The organism is Comamonas sp. E6 (assembly GCF_001010305.1).
GTDB lineage: Bacteria > Pseudomonadota > Gammaproteobacteria > Burkholderiales > Burkholderiaceae_C > Comamonas > Comamonas thiooxydans.
On record NZ_BBXH01000024.1, the window covers coordinates 81623 to 95908 of the forward strand.

Annotated in this window: 13 protein-coding genes and 1 pseudogene; 5 read left to right on the forward strand and 9 right to left on the reverse strand. The window is 62.2% G+C overall.

Annotation, left to right across the window (positions count from 1 at the left end; genetic code table 11):
- Positions 1 to 39: 39 nt before the first annotated feature.
- Complete coding sequence (locus tag CSE6_RS20390; RefSeq protein WP_238585750.1) at positions 40 to 807, forward strand: hypothetical protein; 768 nt, start codon at positions 40 to 42, stop codon at positions 805 to 807.
- A gap of 13 nt (positions 808 to 820) precedes the next feature.
- Here CSE6_RS20390 and xth read toward each other — a convergent pair whose 3' ends face one another.
- The 4 genes and pseudogenes from xth to CSE6_RS20410 form a co-directional block, all read right to left on the reverse strand.
- A complete protein-coding gene (xth, locus tag CSE6_RS20395; protein WP_034359323.1) occupies positions 821 to 1597 on the reverse strand; it encodes an exodeoxyribonuclease III in 777 nt (258 codons plus the stop codon).
- Between the two features lie 402 nt (positions 1598 to 1999).
- A pseudogene (locus CSE6_RS20400) lies at positions 2000 to 3095 on the reverse strand (porin).
- Between the two features lie 42 nt (positions 3096 to 3137).
- The gene (locus tag CSE6_RS20405; protein WP_059441311.1) at positions 3138 to 4739 is read right to left on the reverse strand and encodes a sulfatase; all 1602 of its coding nucleotides are present in this window, start codon (positions 4737 to 4739) and stop codon (positions 3138 to 3140) included.
- Between the two features lie 11 nt (positions 4740 to 4750).
- On the reverse strand, positions 4751 to 5656 hold the full coding sequence (locus CSE6_RS20410; protein ID WP_052703388.1) for a tripartite tricarboxylate transporter substrate binding protein: 906 nt from the start codon (positions 5654 to 5656) through the stop codon (positions 4751 to 4753).
- A 191-nt stretch (positions 5657 to 5847) separates the two neighbouring features.
- Between CSE6_RS20410 and CSE6_RS20415 the strand changes: the two genes are divergently transcribed.
- Positions 5848 to 6750: a LysR family transcriptional regulator gene (locus tag CSE6_RS20415; RefSeq protein ID WP_003063765.1), complete on the forward strand. Its 903-nt coding sequence runs from the start codon at positions 5848 to 5850 to the stop codon at positions 6748 to 6750.
- 340 nt (positions 6751 to 7090) lie between these two features.
- Complete coding sequence (locus tag CSE6_RS20420) at positions 7091 to 7384, forward strand: DUF333 domain-containing protein (RefSeq protein ID WP_238585751.1); 294 nt, start codon at positions 7091 to 7093, stop codon at positions 7382 to 7384.
- A 95-nt stretch (positions 7385 to 7479) separates the two neighbouring features.
- On the opposite strand, the gene CSE6_RS20425 is transcribed toward CSE6_RS20420, so the two are convergent.
- The 3 genes from CSE6_RS20425 to CSE6_RS20435 form a co-directional block, all read right to left on the reverse strand.
- Positions 7480 to 8562, reverse strand: a complete 1083-nt coding sequence (locus CSE6_RS20425) for a metallophosphoesterase (RefSeq protein WP_059441313.1) — start codon at positions 8560 to 8562, stop codon at positions 7480 to 7482.
- Positions 8563 to 8755: 193 nt separating this feature from the next.
- Positions 8756 to 9259, reverse strand: a complete 504-nt coding sequence (locus tag CSE6_RS20430; protein WP_059441314.1) for a dihydrofolate reductase — start codon at positions 9257 to 9259, stop codon at positions 8756 to 8758.
- 122 nt (positions 9260 to 9381) lie between these two features.
- A complete protein-coding gene (locus CSE6_RS20435) occupies positions 9382 to 10212 on the reverse strand; it encodes a thymidylate synthase (RefSeq protein ID WP_034359309.1) in 831 nt (276 codons plus the stop codon).
- A 241-nt stretch (positions 10213 to 10453) separates the two neighbouring features.
- On the opposite strand from CSE6_RS20435, the gene CSE6_RS20440 reads away from it, so the two are divergent.
- The gene (locus CSE6_RS20440; protein ID WP_034405736.1) at positions 10454 to 11053 is read left to right on the forward strand and encodes a hypothetical protein; all 600 of its coding nucleotides are present in this window, start codon (positions 10454 to 10456) and stop codon (positions 11051 to 11053) included.
- A 64-nt stretch (positions 11054 to 11117) separates the two neighbouring features.
- On the opposite strand, the gene CSE6_RS20445 is transcribed toward CSE6_RS20440, so the two are convergent.
- Positions 11118 to 12548, reverse strand: a complete 1431-nt coding sequence (locus CSE6_RS20445; RefSeq protein ID WP_003063759.1) for an FAD-binding oxidoreductase — start codon at positions 12546 to 12548, stop codon at positions 11118 to 11120.
- A 143-nt stretch (positions 12549 to 12691) separates the two neighbouring features.
- Here CSE6_RS20445 and CSE6_RS20450 point away from each other — a divergent pair, with 143 nt between their 5' ends.
- Positions 12692 to 13645 carry a LysR family transcriptional regulator gene (locus CSE6_RS20450; RefSeq protein ID WP_059441315.1) on the forward strand — a complete coding sequence of 318 codons (954 nt, stop codon included), beginning with the start codon at positions 12692 to 12694 and terminating at the stop codon, positions 13643 to 13645.
- Here CSE6_RS20450 and CSE6_RS20455 read toward each other — a convergent pair.
- Positions 13632 to 14147 carry a DUF2069 domain-containing protein gene (locus tag CSE6_RS20455; protein WP_003063757.1) on the reverse strand — a complete coding sequence of 172 codons (516 nt, stop codon included), beginning with the start codon at positions 14145 to 14147 and terminating at the stop codon, positions 13632 to 13634. The genes CSE6_RS20450 and CSE6_RS20455 overlap by 14 nt on opposite strands.
- Positions 14148 to 14286 lie beyond the last annotated feature (139 nt).

Genomic DNA, 14286 nt, shown 5'->3' on the forward strand with positions numbered 1-14286 from the left:
CCACCTGCACCGGAGTCTTTCCCGCGGGATGCGAACGCCTTGTCGCCATTGCTGCAGATGCCGGAGGCCGAGGAGGCCTTCTGGCACGAGCGCTATATGTGCGAGCCTTACTTTGTCCCAGGGCGTAGCTTTGATCAGTATTACCCTGCCTATCTGCTGGGCTGGCAGGCCGGCAGATATCGGGCTCGGCAGACGGCTTCGGGGGGGAGCAGGAGTTTCGAATCCCTGGAGGCCGAGCTGCGCCGGCATTGGTCGCTGCATTGCGGGGGCAGCCTGCTGGACTGGTCTCAGGTCAGAGCAGCCGTCAAGGCAGCCTGGCGCCGTGCGATTGTTCCACCCGCGTCCAAGCCTTGCGCGGAGGCCGTACTGGGCCAGATGGCGAAGAACAGTCTTGCTCTGGCGTTGCAGGCAGGACTGCGTTTCGCGCAAAGCTCCAGACTGTTTTTGACGACTGCGGACGCCAGCATGGCTGTTGATGCCCTGCGCCGCTTCTCGCAGGATTCACACAAGCTGGTTTCCGAGCTGGAGGAGCTGCTTGATGGTGTTCCGGCGGCCCCGCTACCCATGGCCTTGGATGAGGGCGGTCTGCTGGAGCGGGTGCGCAAGACCTGGCTTGACTATCTGGGAGAAACGGTGGCCGAAACCTGGCTGGATGTGCTGCGGCGCTTGCAGACCTGGCTGGAGCGCACGGAGCACACTGTTCAGCTGGATTTGCCGGTCAAAGTCGCCAAGCTGCTCAAACGCCATGTGATGCTGTTGCGTGGCCAGCTGCAGGCCTTGCAGTGGCTGAGCCATGGCGCCGCCTGATCCGCGTCCCGCCTCAGTCTAGTGTGACAACCACGGGGGCGTGGTCGCTGGGCTGTTTGTTCTTGCGCGGAGCGCGGTCCACGCTGCAGGCGCTGACCTTGCTCTTGAGAGCCTCGCTGACCAGAATATGGTCGATGCGCAGGCCGCGATTCTTCTGAAAGCCCAGCATGCGGTAATCCCACCAGGAGTAGCTTTTTTCCGGCTGCTCGAACATGCGGAAGGCATCGCTCAAGCCCAGCTGCAGCAGGCGCTGGAAATGGTCGCGCTCTTCCACTGTGTGGTGGATCGTGTCCTTGAGGCCGACGGGGTCGTAGGAGTCGCGATCTTCGGGAGCCACGTTGAAGTCCCCCACCAGCACCAGGCGCGGATGCAAGGCCATCTGTTCCTTGACCCAGTCTTGCAGCGCCTGCAGCCAGCGCATCTTGTAGGCAAATTTTTCCGAGCCAGGTTCCTGGCCGTTGACGAAGTAGCCGTTGATCAGACGAATTTCACCGTTCGGCGAGTCTATGGTCGTGGCAATGATGCGGGCCTGTTCGTCGTCAAGCCCAGGGATGTTGCGCACCACATCGCGCCCCGTGTCGCGCGTGATCCAGGCCACGCCGTTATAGGTCTTCTGGCCGTGGCTGACTGCCTTGTAGCCGGCTTCCTCGAACGCCATGTGCGGGAACTTGTCGTCGGTGAGCTTGAGCTCCTGAAGTCCCAGCGCATCGACGGGGTTGGCGGCAAGCCAGTCCAGCACCTGCGGCAGTCGTACGGACAAGGAGTTCACATTCCAGGTGGCAATTTTCATTGTCATATAAGCCCACTTGATTTCAATGGGTTGCGTATCTGATTTTTAGGTTTCTAGCTCTAGCTACCCAGCTAGCTACCCAAAAAAGGTGTTCAAAAGATGGTCGTGCTTTCAGCTCCTTCTATCGTATCAGCCACATAGTTCCCGCTGAGCGAGCGCGTTTTGGAATAAGGTGGCCAAGTTGCAGTCGCAAGCCTATGAGTGATGAACATGCCTTTGAGCCGTCGCACATGTGGCATCACCTGCACGTGCATGTGCCGGTGTTACAGCCAGAGTGCGATCAGGCTACGCACACGCTCCAGGGCCTTGACGGCTTGTATCAGCGAGGTGGTTGAGCCATGTCACAGCAACAAGGCTGGTTCGGCATCTCCGTCAGGCTCGTATTTGGGCGAGTGCCATTGGCTAAAACATATGACGTATACCGACGCCGAAGCCTGTCTGGTTGATTCCGGCGACCGGCAGGCTGCCAGCCTGGCCGCTGCTAGCGCTGAATGTGGCATTGCCGCTGTTCTTCATGTGTCCCAGTGACGCATAGGCGGCGGTTCGTTTGGAGAAGTGGTAGGTGCCACGCAGCACCATGAACTGGCCTTTGTCGCTATTGGACTTGTACTGGAGCCGGTAGTACTGGGTGTCGAAAGTCCATGCTCCTGCGGGATACGAAAGGCCGACGAACCACAGGTCGCTGCGGGGGGAGACCTTGTAGCCATCGTTGTCGCGGCGCAGAAATCCCGCTCCAATCTTGACTCCGTTGAATTTCACATAACCGTTGAGCATGGTGCGCTTGTCACTCATGCCGCTTTGGCTTAGACCACCAAATGCACCTGAGCCTCCTTTGAGCACGTCATGAGCCAGCGCAGTCCCCCCAACTGGCGGAGTCGTACTTGAGCAACATCGACCATTCGCGGCAAGCGTTCCTGTCGGTGCCACTCTCGCCGGCACAATTTGTGCCGGCGGGGCTAGGGCCAGCATTGACCGTATCGCGCCCAAAGCTGTAAGTGATGCCCACGGTCAGTCCTGAGAATGTGCCCTTGTAGGAGATGGCGTTGTCGGCGCGTGCATTCGGAAAATAGCTGTCGAAGTTCGCAATGCTGTGCATACCCGGCCCGATGACATCGGCGTCATGCATCGACCAAAACAGCATCGTGTACTGCCGGCCCAGGCCAACCTGACCCCAGGGGCCGTTCAGGCCAACAAACGACTGTCGCCCAAACCCGCGCCCACCTTGGTTCAAGACGCCCGAATCAGGTGCGATGCCCATTTCGAGAACGAACTGGGCACTTATTCCGCCACCCAAATCTTCACGGCCACGAAATCCCAGCCTGGATGGAATGTTGCCCGCATTGCTGGGGATGCGCGTGAGCCCAGAACCAGTGGCGCCCACATGGTTGATGTGCTCGACAGCGGTGTCGAGCAATCCATAGATCGTGATGCTTGGTTGGGCATGACAGGCGCCTCCCAACCACAGGAATGCAGCGGCACAGAAAAATTGCTTGTTCATCGGGGTCTCCTCCAGGATTGCGGTCCAACTTCCGCACGTACCTCAGGCGATAGCCGTCGGCAGTGGCGAGCAATCAGCCTGTTCGCTGAGCTCCATCAGCAACTGCATACACAACTGTCCGCGCTCGGCAGCGCGCTCATGCCACAGGTTGTGTTGCTCGAGCGGATCGGCGTGCAGGTCGTAGAGCTCGCACAGCTCGGGCAAGTTGCTCAAGGTCAGGCGCCATTCTTCGCTGACGAGGCTGCGAAGGCGGTAGCGGCGCGTTCTTCCGTGCGGCAGCACCACGGGCTCGCTTTCGACAATGACACCAGGGCGCGATGGGACTGTTTGCGATTGCCCGTCCAGCCAGGGCAGCAGATTGAGTCCCTGGATCCCGTTGTAGGGGGCGAGCCCGCAGCGCGCCAGCACGGTCTTGGCAATGTCGATGGTTCCGGATGGCAGCTCCAGGACTGGAGGAGCGGCCCGGCTGCATGGGTCCTTCCAGATAAAGGGTATGCGCGTGAGCCCACTGAAATGCATGGCGCCCTTGAGCACGATGCCATGGTCGCCCATCATGTCGCCGTGGTCGCTGGTGAAGATGATGACCGTGTCGTCCTCTATGCCCAACTCCTGAAGAGTCTGGAGTAACTGCCCGACCTGCTCGTCGATCATGCTGACCATGCCGTAGGTCAGGGCCAGCGTTTCCTGGCATTCACGGCTGGTTACGGCGTAGGCGCCGTAACCCTCGCGGGAGCCTCCCTCTCTGGTGTAGCGATGAACGTCGACCAGCAGTTGAGAGTTGCCGGGCTTGCCGAAGCTGGGCGGCAATGGCATGTCCTCAGGCTGGTACATATCCCAGAACCGTCCCGGAGGAGTGAATGGATGGTGCGGATCAGGAAAGGACAGGTTGAGAAAGAACGGCTTGCCGGACGAGCCTTGCACATGTTTTCTGAGCCAATCGCAGCCGCGCTCCCCCACCCAGGCCGAGGGATACAGCGCCTCGGGCATGGCCGTGCGCCATGCCTGCGGCGCGCTGTAGCCTGGTGAAGGCAGGGCGTTGGCACGGCCGCGCAGACTGTCGGGAGCCGGATGGCGCTGGGCCAGCCAGCGGGCATAGTCACCTTCAACCTGGTCGCCGTGGAACGTAGCCAGCTCCACATGTTCGAAACCGTAGTAAGGGGTGGTCACCGCCATGCGCTTGCCACTGCGCCAATCGGGCGTCCATTCGTTCAAATACCCGTCGCCGTCACGCTGGCGCTTTCGTGCGTCCAGTAGATCGAGCGGCGGCGTGACCCCTTGGTCACCCTGACTCCAGCGACGGCGTGCCGGGCCGTCATAGCCAAAAGACTGCAGGTGAGACTTGCCTATGAGTGCCGTGGCATAGCCTCCTGCGCGCAGCAGTTCCACAAAGGTAGTGTGATCGCGCGAGAGACTGATGCCGTTGTGCACCACGCCATGCAGCGATGGCAGCCGTCCGGTCATCAGCGTGGCGCGATTGGACATGCAGGTGGTGCTGGCCGCATGGAAGTTACTGGCGCGTACGCCGGTGCGGGCCAGGCGGTCGATGTTTGGCGTCCTCAGCAGCGTGTTGCCCGCGCAGCCCAGGTGGTCGGCACGCTGCTGGTCGGTGACGATCAGCAGCACGTTGGGAGTCTTGTTCGTCATGAGGCCGGCTTTCAGTCGGCAGTGATGCCAAGTTCTTTCACAAGCTTGCCGTAGCGCTTGTAGTCGGCGCGGGTCTTTTCGGCGAAAGCGCTGCGTGGCTGGTTTTCCACGCTCTGGTACAGGTTTCTGAACTGGGCTGCGACCTCGGGCTTGGCCAGAATCTCGCGCAAGGTCTTGTTGATATCGTCAGCCAGCGCCGGGTCCATGTTGCGGGGGCCATAGACGCCGAAGGAAATGTCGACCTCCACCCCTGTAAAGCCTTGTTCCTGCATGGTTGGCAAGCTGGGCAGAAAAGAGCTGCGGGCCTTGTCTGCCACGGCCAGCGGTACCAGGCGTCCCGCATCGATCAGGGGCTTGGCAACAGGCATGCCGAGGAAGGTCAGCATCACATGGCTGCCCAGCACGTCGTTGATCGCCGGTGTCGTGCCTTTGTAGGGCACATGGCGCAATTGCACGCGAGCTACCTTGTTGAAGAGTTCTCCCACGATATGCATGGGAGACCCATTGCCCGAGGTGGCGTAGCCCAGGTCGGGCTGTGTCTTCGCCATCCGGGCCACATCGCCCGCCGTTTTTGCACCGAGTCTGGGGTTGGCGAGCATCAGCATGGAGGCTGATGAGAGCAGAGCGATCGGAGTGTAGTCCTTGACGACATCGGCATGCTGCCCGCCCGCCGGCAGCACGTGAGGGACCATGGTGAAGGTATTCGGTGTCACCAGCAGGGTGTGGCCGTCGGCCTCGGCGCGGGCTACGGAGTCGTTGCCCAGGTTGCCCGACGCTCCCGCCCTGTTCACCACGATGACGGGATTTTTCCAGCGCGCTTGAAGCTGGGGCGCCAACAGGCGCGCTATCTGGTCGGGAGCTCCTCCTGGCGGGAACGAGACGACCAAGGTGATGGGCCTGTCCGGATGTGTGGGCATGCCGGTTTGCGCGGCCGCGCCCCAAGCTGCCCCGCTGAGGCCGAGGCAAAGGGGAAGTAATAGTTGTCCAAGCAGGTGGGGCATCTGTGTGTCTCCGGCGATTTTGAATGTTTGCCAAACTTTACTTAGCGCCCGCGTGCTGTCACAGTGGGTGCAAGATTGAAACAGCTTCAAGCAAAATTTGTAAATCCATGGACAGGCTTAGACTCATCACCACATTCATGAACGTGGCTGAGGCAGAGAATTTCAGCCGTGCCGCGCAATCGCTGCACCTGACGCCACAGGCTGTGAGTCTGCAAATATCACAGCTCGAATCGTGGTTGGGCGTGCGCCTGTTCCACCGCTCCACGCGCCGCATGGCATTGACGGAAGACGGCCGTGTGTTCTATGAACGTTGCCGCGTCGGTCTTCAGTCGATCGACCAGGGCGAGCGTGAATTGCGCGACCGCGCAAGCGGCATCACCGGCTCGATCAAGGTGGCCTCAAGCCTGAGTCTCGGGCAGTTGCTGGTGGCGCCACTGCTGGCACAGTTCAATGAAAGCTATCCCGATATCCGCATCGAACTCGTGACGCAGAACCCCTGGCCCGACACGGTGGACCTGGGCATGGACATCGGTGTGATCGGCGGACCACTGCTCAACGTATCGCTGGTCGCGCGCAGAGTCGGGCGCTTCACTCACATGCTCTGCGCTGCGCCTGCCTATCTGGCCGCCAAGGGGACACCCAAGAGCCCGCAGGAACTGCTGCAGCACTGCTGCATCGGCCTGAGGCACCCACGCACCAACCGCATCTGGCCCTGGACCTTTCAATCGGCGCGCCGGCAGACGATGCTGGAGCCGCCGTTCTCCTTCATCACGCAGGACCCTGCCGTACAGCGGCAGCTCGTGCTGCAGGGGGCTGGCATCGGCCAACTGACAGATTACTTTGCGCGACCTCTCATAGCCAGCGGAGCGCTGGTAGAGCTCCCCCTTGGCTACAGCGGCCCTCGTCTCGACGTGCATGTTTTCATTCCCCAGCGCGAACACACGCCCCGGCGCATCAAGTTGCTCAATGATTTCCTCTATGAAAGGCTCAAGCAGTTCTTTCACAGCTAAAACAGCTAAAAGACGAAGGATAGAGGGGCCCTGGTCGATAGCGAGGGCCGCAGATGCAGGAGTGGGAGTACACCAGAATAGGCACCTGGCGCATCAATGCTGTGCACGCAAATGGTGAGTTCGGGCATGTTTCCCCGCTGCGAAACTCACGCGAGCTGGACCCCTCTCCGGCCACCCGACAGGCGAGCCTGCCAGCTGTCCACGGGGTGCGTGGCAATCCAAACCTGGTTCAGCCTGTGGCTGGCAGCAGATCAAGATCTGGTGCAGGCAAGGTGGTTTGCAGCGATCCCTTTCAGGGCTTCGGGAGGCTGGACTTTCTGGAGGGACATGGTCTTTCTTGATGCCTTCGAAAAGCAAATTGCTCACAAGCGGGTGTGCAGGGGTTTGCTACATTGAGCCCATGAAACATGCTTCAAGCCTGGCAGGGATGATGATTGTCGTGGCGGCAGCCGGTGGCTGCGCACAATCGGTTTCCGTCAATTTTGGCAACCCCTCGGAAGCCAACTGCAAAAAGCAGGGTGGCGTGCTGCGCACCGAGAAGGGGGCGGATGCTGATCGAAATACCTGCGTGCTGCCTGACGGCTCTGCTTTTGAGGAATGGGTGCAGCACGCGCGGCAGCCGCCCGCGAAATAGGTCTAGGCCCAGACCTGGATTCAGGCAGTGGCAAGGCGCTGCTCAGGCCGAAGCTGCCTTGATGCCGCGAGGCCTGGCAGGCGTGGAAGCTGGCTTCAATCGCGCAGCATCACGGAGTGCTCGAAATTTTCCGATATGGCCTGTGTGCCGTCGTCAAAGACCAGTACGCGCTCGGGCCAGCGCATGGCGGCAAGTTTGCTGCGCTGCACGGGGTTGTCACCGCGCAGGCGGTCCAGCCAGCGCGCTCCTACCGAATAGTCCACGCAGAACACATTGCCGCGCAGGCCGTGCCATGACAGCGGGGGTGTTGCGCCAAACAGGTTTTCAAACTGCGAGCCATGCGCCGGTGCGTCAGCCGGGCGCAGGCGGCGCCAATAGTGGCCGACGATGACGGCGGGCGCTTCTTCATATTCATTCCACCAGCCCACGCGTTCGACAAAACGCCATTTGCCGCCCGCGTAAAAGGGGTTGCGGCATTCGCGCTCCACGCCGGCCGTCAGCACCTTCAAAGGATTGACCATAGCCTTGTTGAGTTCGTTCTCGCTATGCGCTTGCAGAAAGGGTGGCTCGTGGCGATAGTCTTCCAGGCTGTAGGGCCAGCTCAGTTCTTCCTGGCGCATGCGCTCGGCCACGCACTGGGCGACGGACTGTTCTTCGGCAATTGTCTCGAAGTGGTCGTAGGTGGCGCGTGCGCTGCCGCTGGGCAGTTGGCGAATCATGGCGATCTGTTCGGGCCTCCAGGCGGCATGGACAATGCGCAGATCCTCACGCTCCAGTGCGATCGGCAACTGGCCGAGCCGCTCGAGCATGGCGGGAATCTGCTCGGCCGGCATGCGTGCAAAAGGCGCGTACTTGGGCTGGTCGGAGTCGATGCGGCTGTCGAAGAACCAGCCCGAGCCATCCTTGGCATCTTCGCGCAGCAGATTGATTTCGTGGTTGCCCAGCACCGCATGGGCCGTGTCCGAGGCCAGCATGGCGCCGACCAGCGCGAGCACGGAAGGGCTGTCCGGCCCGCGGTCGCAGAAGTCGCCGACAAACACCAGTCGCCGTCCTTCGGGGTGATTGCCCTGCAGGTCGTAGCCCAGATGGCCCAGCAATTGCACCAGCGCGGCGTATTCGCCGTGGATATCGCCGACGATATCGAGGGCGCCAGGAGGCAGGGGCTGGACTAGGCTCATGATGAAGGTCGATAGGCTTGCGGGTTTGGAGGGCTCAGGCTGCAGCAGGCTGCCTTGCCATTGTCATACGGCAGTCATGCAATGAAGCTGACAATTGTTGCAACGCAACACCGCGAAGGCAAGAGAGTTTTGTCTCTTGCCGGACTGCTGGCCGCCCCGTGCGGATGCGATCCCGCACGGCACGAGACGAGGGTCAGCCCCGGCGCTCGAAGCGCACAAAGCAGTAGGGAAGGCCATTGGCGGAGACATGCTCGCTGCGGCTCACGGCTTGCCACTGCTCGCCCAGTTCGGGGGCAAAGGCATCGCCTTCGAAGTCGCGGCCGATTTCGGTCACTTCCACGGCATCGGCCAGCGGCAGAGCCTGGGCATAGATCTGCGCGCCGCCGATGACCCAGACGTCTTGCGAGAGATTGCGGCCCAGCTCCAGCGCTTCTGGCAGGCTGGCAGCGCGCAGGACCTGATCGGATGCCGGCTCGGCTTGCCAGTCGGCCTGGCGGGTGACGACGATATTGCTGCGGCCCGGCAGGGGGCGAAAGCGCGGCGGCAGCGAGTCCCAGGTCTTGCGGCCCATGATGACGGCGCAGCCCCGGGTCAGTTCCTTGAAATGCGCCATGTCTTCGGGCAGATGCCAGGGCATGGTGTTGTCCTTGCCGATGACGCCGTTGGCTGCGCGGGCGTAAATGAGTTGAATGGCCATAGCTATCAATAAAGAAGCTGCTGGCACTTGTTATTCATTGACTTCAGATATGAAAGTATCTGAAATCGCAGGATGGCAAGCGCAAGCAGCTTTGATTTTTATAGTGATCCGGAGGGCGCAGCTCAGACCGCCACGGGAGCCTTGATGCCGGCATGGTGCTGATAGTCCAGCACTTCGAAGTCTTCGTACTCGTAGTCGAAGATGGATGCGGGCTTGCGCTTGATGTTCAGCGTCGGATAGGCGAAGGGCTGTCGAGACAGCTGGGTCTGCACCTGCTCGAAGTGGTTGTTGTAGATATGGCAGTCGCCGCCGGTCCAGATGAAGTCGCCCACTTCCAGGCCGCATTGCTGGGCCAGCATATGGGTCAGCAGCGCATAGCTGGCGATGTTGAAGGGCACGCCCAGGAAGATGTCGGCGCTGCGCTGGTAGAGCTGGCAGCTGAGCTTGCCGTCGGCCACATAGAACTGGAAGAAGGAGTGGCAGGGCATGAGCGCCATCTGGTCCAGCTCGGCCACGTTCCAGGCGCTGACGATGATGCGGCGGCTGTCGGGATTGCTCTTGAGCTGCTTGACGACTTCGGCAATCTGGTCGACATGCGTGCCGTCGGCCTTGGGCCAGCTGCGCCATTGCACGCCATACACCGGGCCCAGGTCGCCGGTTTGCTTGTCGGCCCACTCGTCCCAGATGGTGCAGCCGCGTTCCTGCAGCCACTTCACATTGCTGTCGCCGCGCAGAAACCACAGCAGCTCCAGAATGATGGATTTCAGATGCACCTTCTTGGTGGTGACCAGGGGGAAGCCTTCATTGAGGTTGAAGCGCATCTGGTAGCCGAAAACGCTGCGCGTGCCCGTGCCCGTGCGGTCGGTCTTGGACGCGCCGTGCTCGTACACATGGCGCATAAAGGTTTCGTACTGGCAGCGCACGGGGCGCAGGGTGCAGGTGCTGGAGTTCATGGTGCAAAAAGCGGTCAAAGACTGGCAAAGACTGGCTGTGCTGGCAGCGTACACAAGGTGCCGCAGCTCTTGAAGAGGGTGGGCCCCGAGGGCCGCGATAGCCGAAGTGTGCCACGTGCCGGAGCATGCCGAGTTGCCCGCTGTCAATGACCCGTCCTGCGGCCCTGTCAGTCTCAAATCTGCCGCAGCTGGCTTCACAATGTCATGGAAAACAACCGAGCCGAACAAGGAGAGTGAGTTCATGTCACGCAATTTTGTGAGCACTGCGGCTGTTGCGCTGGCGATTGCGGCCTTGATGGCTGCCTGCGACAAGACCAAGGCACCATCTCCCACCGCCGCTGCGGCTGCTGCCGCCCCGCCCGATGCCATGCCCCAGACCCAAGAGCCCGCTGCCACGGCGCAGATCGAGGAGGCGGCCACGGTCTCCATCGAGGAAGTGCGCGTTCCCCATGTGGTCAAGGACGGCGAGCCAAGCCTGGACAGCCTCAAGCCGCTGCAGGGCAAGTACCGCTGGGATGGCGTGGACTATGTGAAGGACGGCGTGCTGGCCCAGCGGCTGAAGACGCTGATGGGCGGCAGTCAGTACGAGACGCTGCTCAAGAATCTGCAGGCCCTGGGCCCGCTGGAGCCCTCTGCAGGGCTGCTCTATGTGATGGGAAATCGCCAGCATCAAGGGGGCGAGGAAATGGCCGCCGTGGTGATTGATCCTGTGCGCAACGGCTTGCGCGTCTGGTTGCTCAGCGAGGGCAGGCAGACCGTGTTCACCGATGTGGATGGCGCAGACATCCCCTGGCCCAGCGCGGTTGAGAACATGCTGCGCAATATCGTGGCCTCTCGCTAAAGCCCTGGTCAATGCAAAAAGCCCTGCACAGCAATGCAGGGCTTTTTTGTCGGCGATGCCAGGATCAGCCGCGCGTCAGCACCACGCCGGGGTTCATGAGGCCCTGGGGATCCAGCGCATTCTTGATGGCGCGCATCATCTGCAGCGCAACGGGGGACTGGTATTTTTCGAGCTTGTCCGTCTTGAGTGCGCCCACGCCATGTTCGGCCGAGAACGAGCCGCCGAAGGCGTCCACGGCCTCGTAGACCAGATGGTTGACCAGGGCTTCCTTGTCGCGCAGAAAGGCCTTGCCGTCCTCGCCCTCGGGTACTTGCACGTTGTAGTGCAGATTGCCGTCGCCCAGATGGCCGAAGTTGACCAGACGCACGCCGGGAATCTCGCGCTTGAGCACGGCGTCGGCATGCTCGACAAATGCCGGAATGCGCGAGGCTGCGACCGAGATATCGTGCTTGATGTTCAGGCCTTCCTCGGCCTGGGCCAGAGGAATGCTCTCGCGGATATGCCACAGGTCATGGGCCTGGGTCAGGCTCTCCGCCACCACGGCGTTGACCACGCAGCCGTCCTCAAAGGCCAGCTCCAGCAAGTGCTCGAAGCGCAGGCGCGCATGCTGCTCGGACTCGCTGTCGCTGTTCTCCAGCAGCACGCAATAAGGGGCTTCGTCGCCCATGTCGGCAAAGGGCACGCGCAGCTGCGGCATGTGCTTGACGACCAGGCTCAGTGCGAACTGGCCCATGACTTCAAAGCCCGTGAGTCCCGCACCCAGGTGCTGGTGCGCGAGGCCCAGCAGGCGCACGGCGGCTTCCATGGACGGCACGGCGGCAAAGGCCGTGAGCTGGGCGGCCGGCTGCGGGAACAGCTTCATGGTGGCGGCGGTGATGATGCCCAGCGTGCCTTCGCTGCCAATGAACAGATCGCGCAGGTCATAGCCGGTGTTGTCCTTGCGCAGGCCCTTGAGGCCGTCCCAGATTTCGCCCTGAGGCGTCACCACTTCCAGGCCCAGGCACAGATCGCGGGTGTTGCCATAGCGCACCACCTGTGTGCCGCCCGCGTTGGTGCCCAGATTGCCGCCGATCGTGCAACTGCCTTCGGCGGCCAGCGACAGCGGGAACAGCAGGCCTTGCTGATCGGCCAGCTCCTGCAGGTTCTGCAAAATGCAGCCGGCTTCGACGGTGAAGGTCAGATTGTCCTTGTCGATATGGCGCACGGCGTTCAGGCGCGTCAGGCTGAGCACGACCTGCCGGCCGCTGTCGTCGGGGGTGGAGCCTACGGAAAGCCCGGTATTGCCGCCCTGGGGCACGATCTGCACGCCGGCTGCGGCGCAGGCCTTGACCACGCCGGCCACTTCGGCCGTGTTGCCGGGGCGTACCACGGCCAGGGACTTGCCGTGCACGCGCTTGCGCCAGTCCTGTTCGTAGGCGCTGAGGTCGCCGTCGGTCAGCACATGGGGAGCGCCCACAATCTGGCGCAGGGATTCGAGCAAAGCGGTGGAAGTCATGACAAGCAGGCCGCAGCAGGGGCGGCAGAGAGGGGAGACAGACGGAAATCCTAAGCCACGCACAGCGCTGCGACCGGAAAACCATGAAGCCGCAAGCGTAGAGCATGGCAGACTACGGGGCAATCGAAATAAATTGATTGGTTATGCCAGTTTTTCCGAATAATGTCAGCCTGCGCCAATTGCGTGCCTTTGACGAGGTGGCGCGCCAGGGCGCGTTTGCCCCCGCGGCACGCGAACTGTGCCTGACGCAGTCGGCCCTGTCCGAATCCATTCGCCAGCTGGAAGATGCCCTGGGCCTGCGGCTGTTTGATCGCACCACGCGAACCGTGGGGCTGACGGCTGCCGGCCAGGCCTTTTTGCTCGATGTGCGCCAGGCCTTCGAGACCCTGGAGCAGGGCTTTCAGAACCTTGGCGATCTGGCCGCACTGCGCCGCGGCAAGGTGCGCATTGCTGCCGCTCCGTCGGTGCTGGCGGTGTTGCTGCTGCCGGTGCTGCCGGCCTTGCGGGCCAGGCATCCGGGCATCGAGGTGGATCTGATCGAGGACAGCGCCGAAGGCATCGCCCAGCGTGTGCAGGCCGGCAGTGTGGATTTCGGCGTGGGAGCGGCACACCCGGCTGGCGGCGATTTGCTGACCCAGCCGCTGATCAGCGATGCCATGGGGCTGGTGGCCAGGCTCGATGAACCTCTGCTGCAGGCGGGGCGGCTAACGGCGGCCGATCTGGCCCGGCTGCCCCATCTGGCTTTTGTGGGCCTGACCACCGATACCGCCATCAGCCAGCTGCTGGCTTCGGCCCCGGGCATGCCGCAGAACCTGCTGCAGACACCGCTGCGCCTGTCCAATCCGCAATTGCTGTTCGAGGCCGTGAGTCTGGGCCTGGGCGTCAGCATCGTTCCGGCGCTGACGGCGCGTCACCCTTCGCTGGGCCTGCAGGGCGATCTGGGCTTTCGCCTGCTGGACGAGCCGCGCATTCTGCGCCGCACGCTGCTGATTCAGCGCCCGCGCCGTGCGCTGTCGCCGGCCGCGCAGTTGCTGTTCGATGCGCTGGCGGCGCAGGTGCGGACGCTGGCGCAGTTTGAAGGCATCACGCCTGATTGAGCCGGGCCGCCTTGACGGCACGCTGGCGCAGGCGCACATGGGCTGCGCAGGCGATGAAGAGCAGCACGCACAGCGCCACCTCTGCCAGCGCCAGCCAGCGGCTGGGCGCGGCATCGCTCCAGGCCCGCACCACGCCTTCGGTGAAGTACAGCCACACCAGCAGGCTGAGCCAGCGATAGGTGTACATGCGGCGCTTGAGCAGGCCGATCACGGCGAACGCCAGCGGCAGGGCTTTGAGAAACAGCCAGGTGCCGCCTTCGCGCAGCGGTGCCAGCCACAACTCCCAGGCCACGCACAGCAGCATCAGTGCCAGCAGGCTGCCCACGGCCAGCCAGCGCGTGGCGGCCACATCGGAGCCGGGCTGCTGGATTGGTGAAGAAGTGTTTTCGGCGGCTTGGGGCGAGAGGGCGTCGGTCATAGCAGTGGCATCATATCGGTCATGCCAGCTCTGTTTGAATCCGGTCGTTTTGTTTTGCGTTCTGCGCTTGATGTTGCGCAGCACCCGTCCTCCTTTTGCGTTCGTGAAGGAGTGCCGTCATGAAGAAAAACGAGCGTGCCGGCTTTTGGGCTGCGTTGGAAGGCAAGGCGCAGCAAGCCAGGCCGGTGACGGAAGATCGGGACCGTGTGGTATCGCCGGCGTC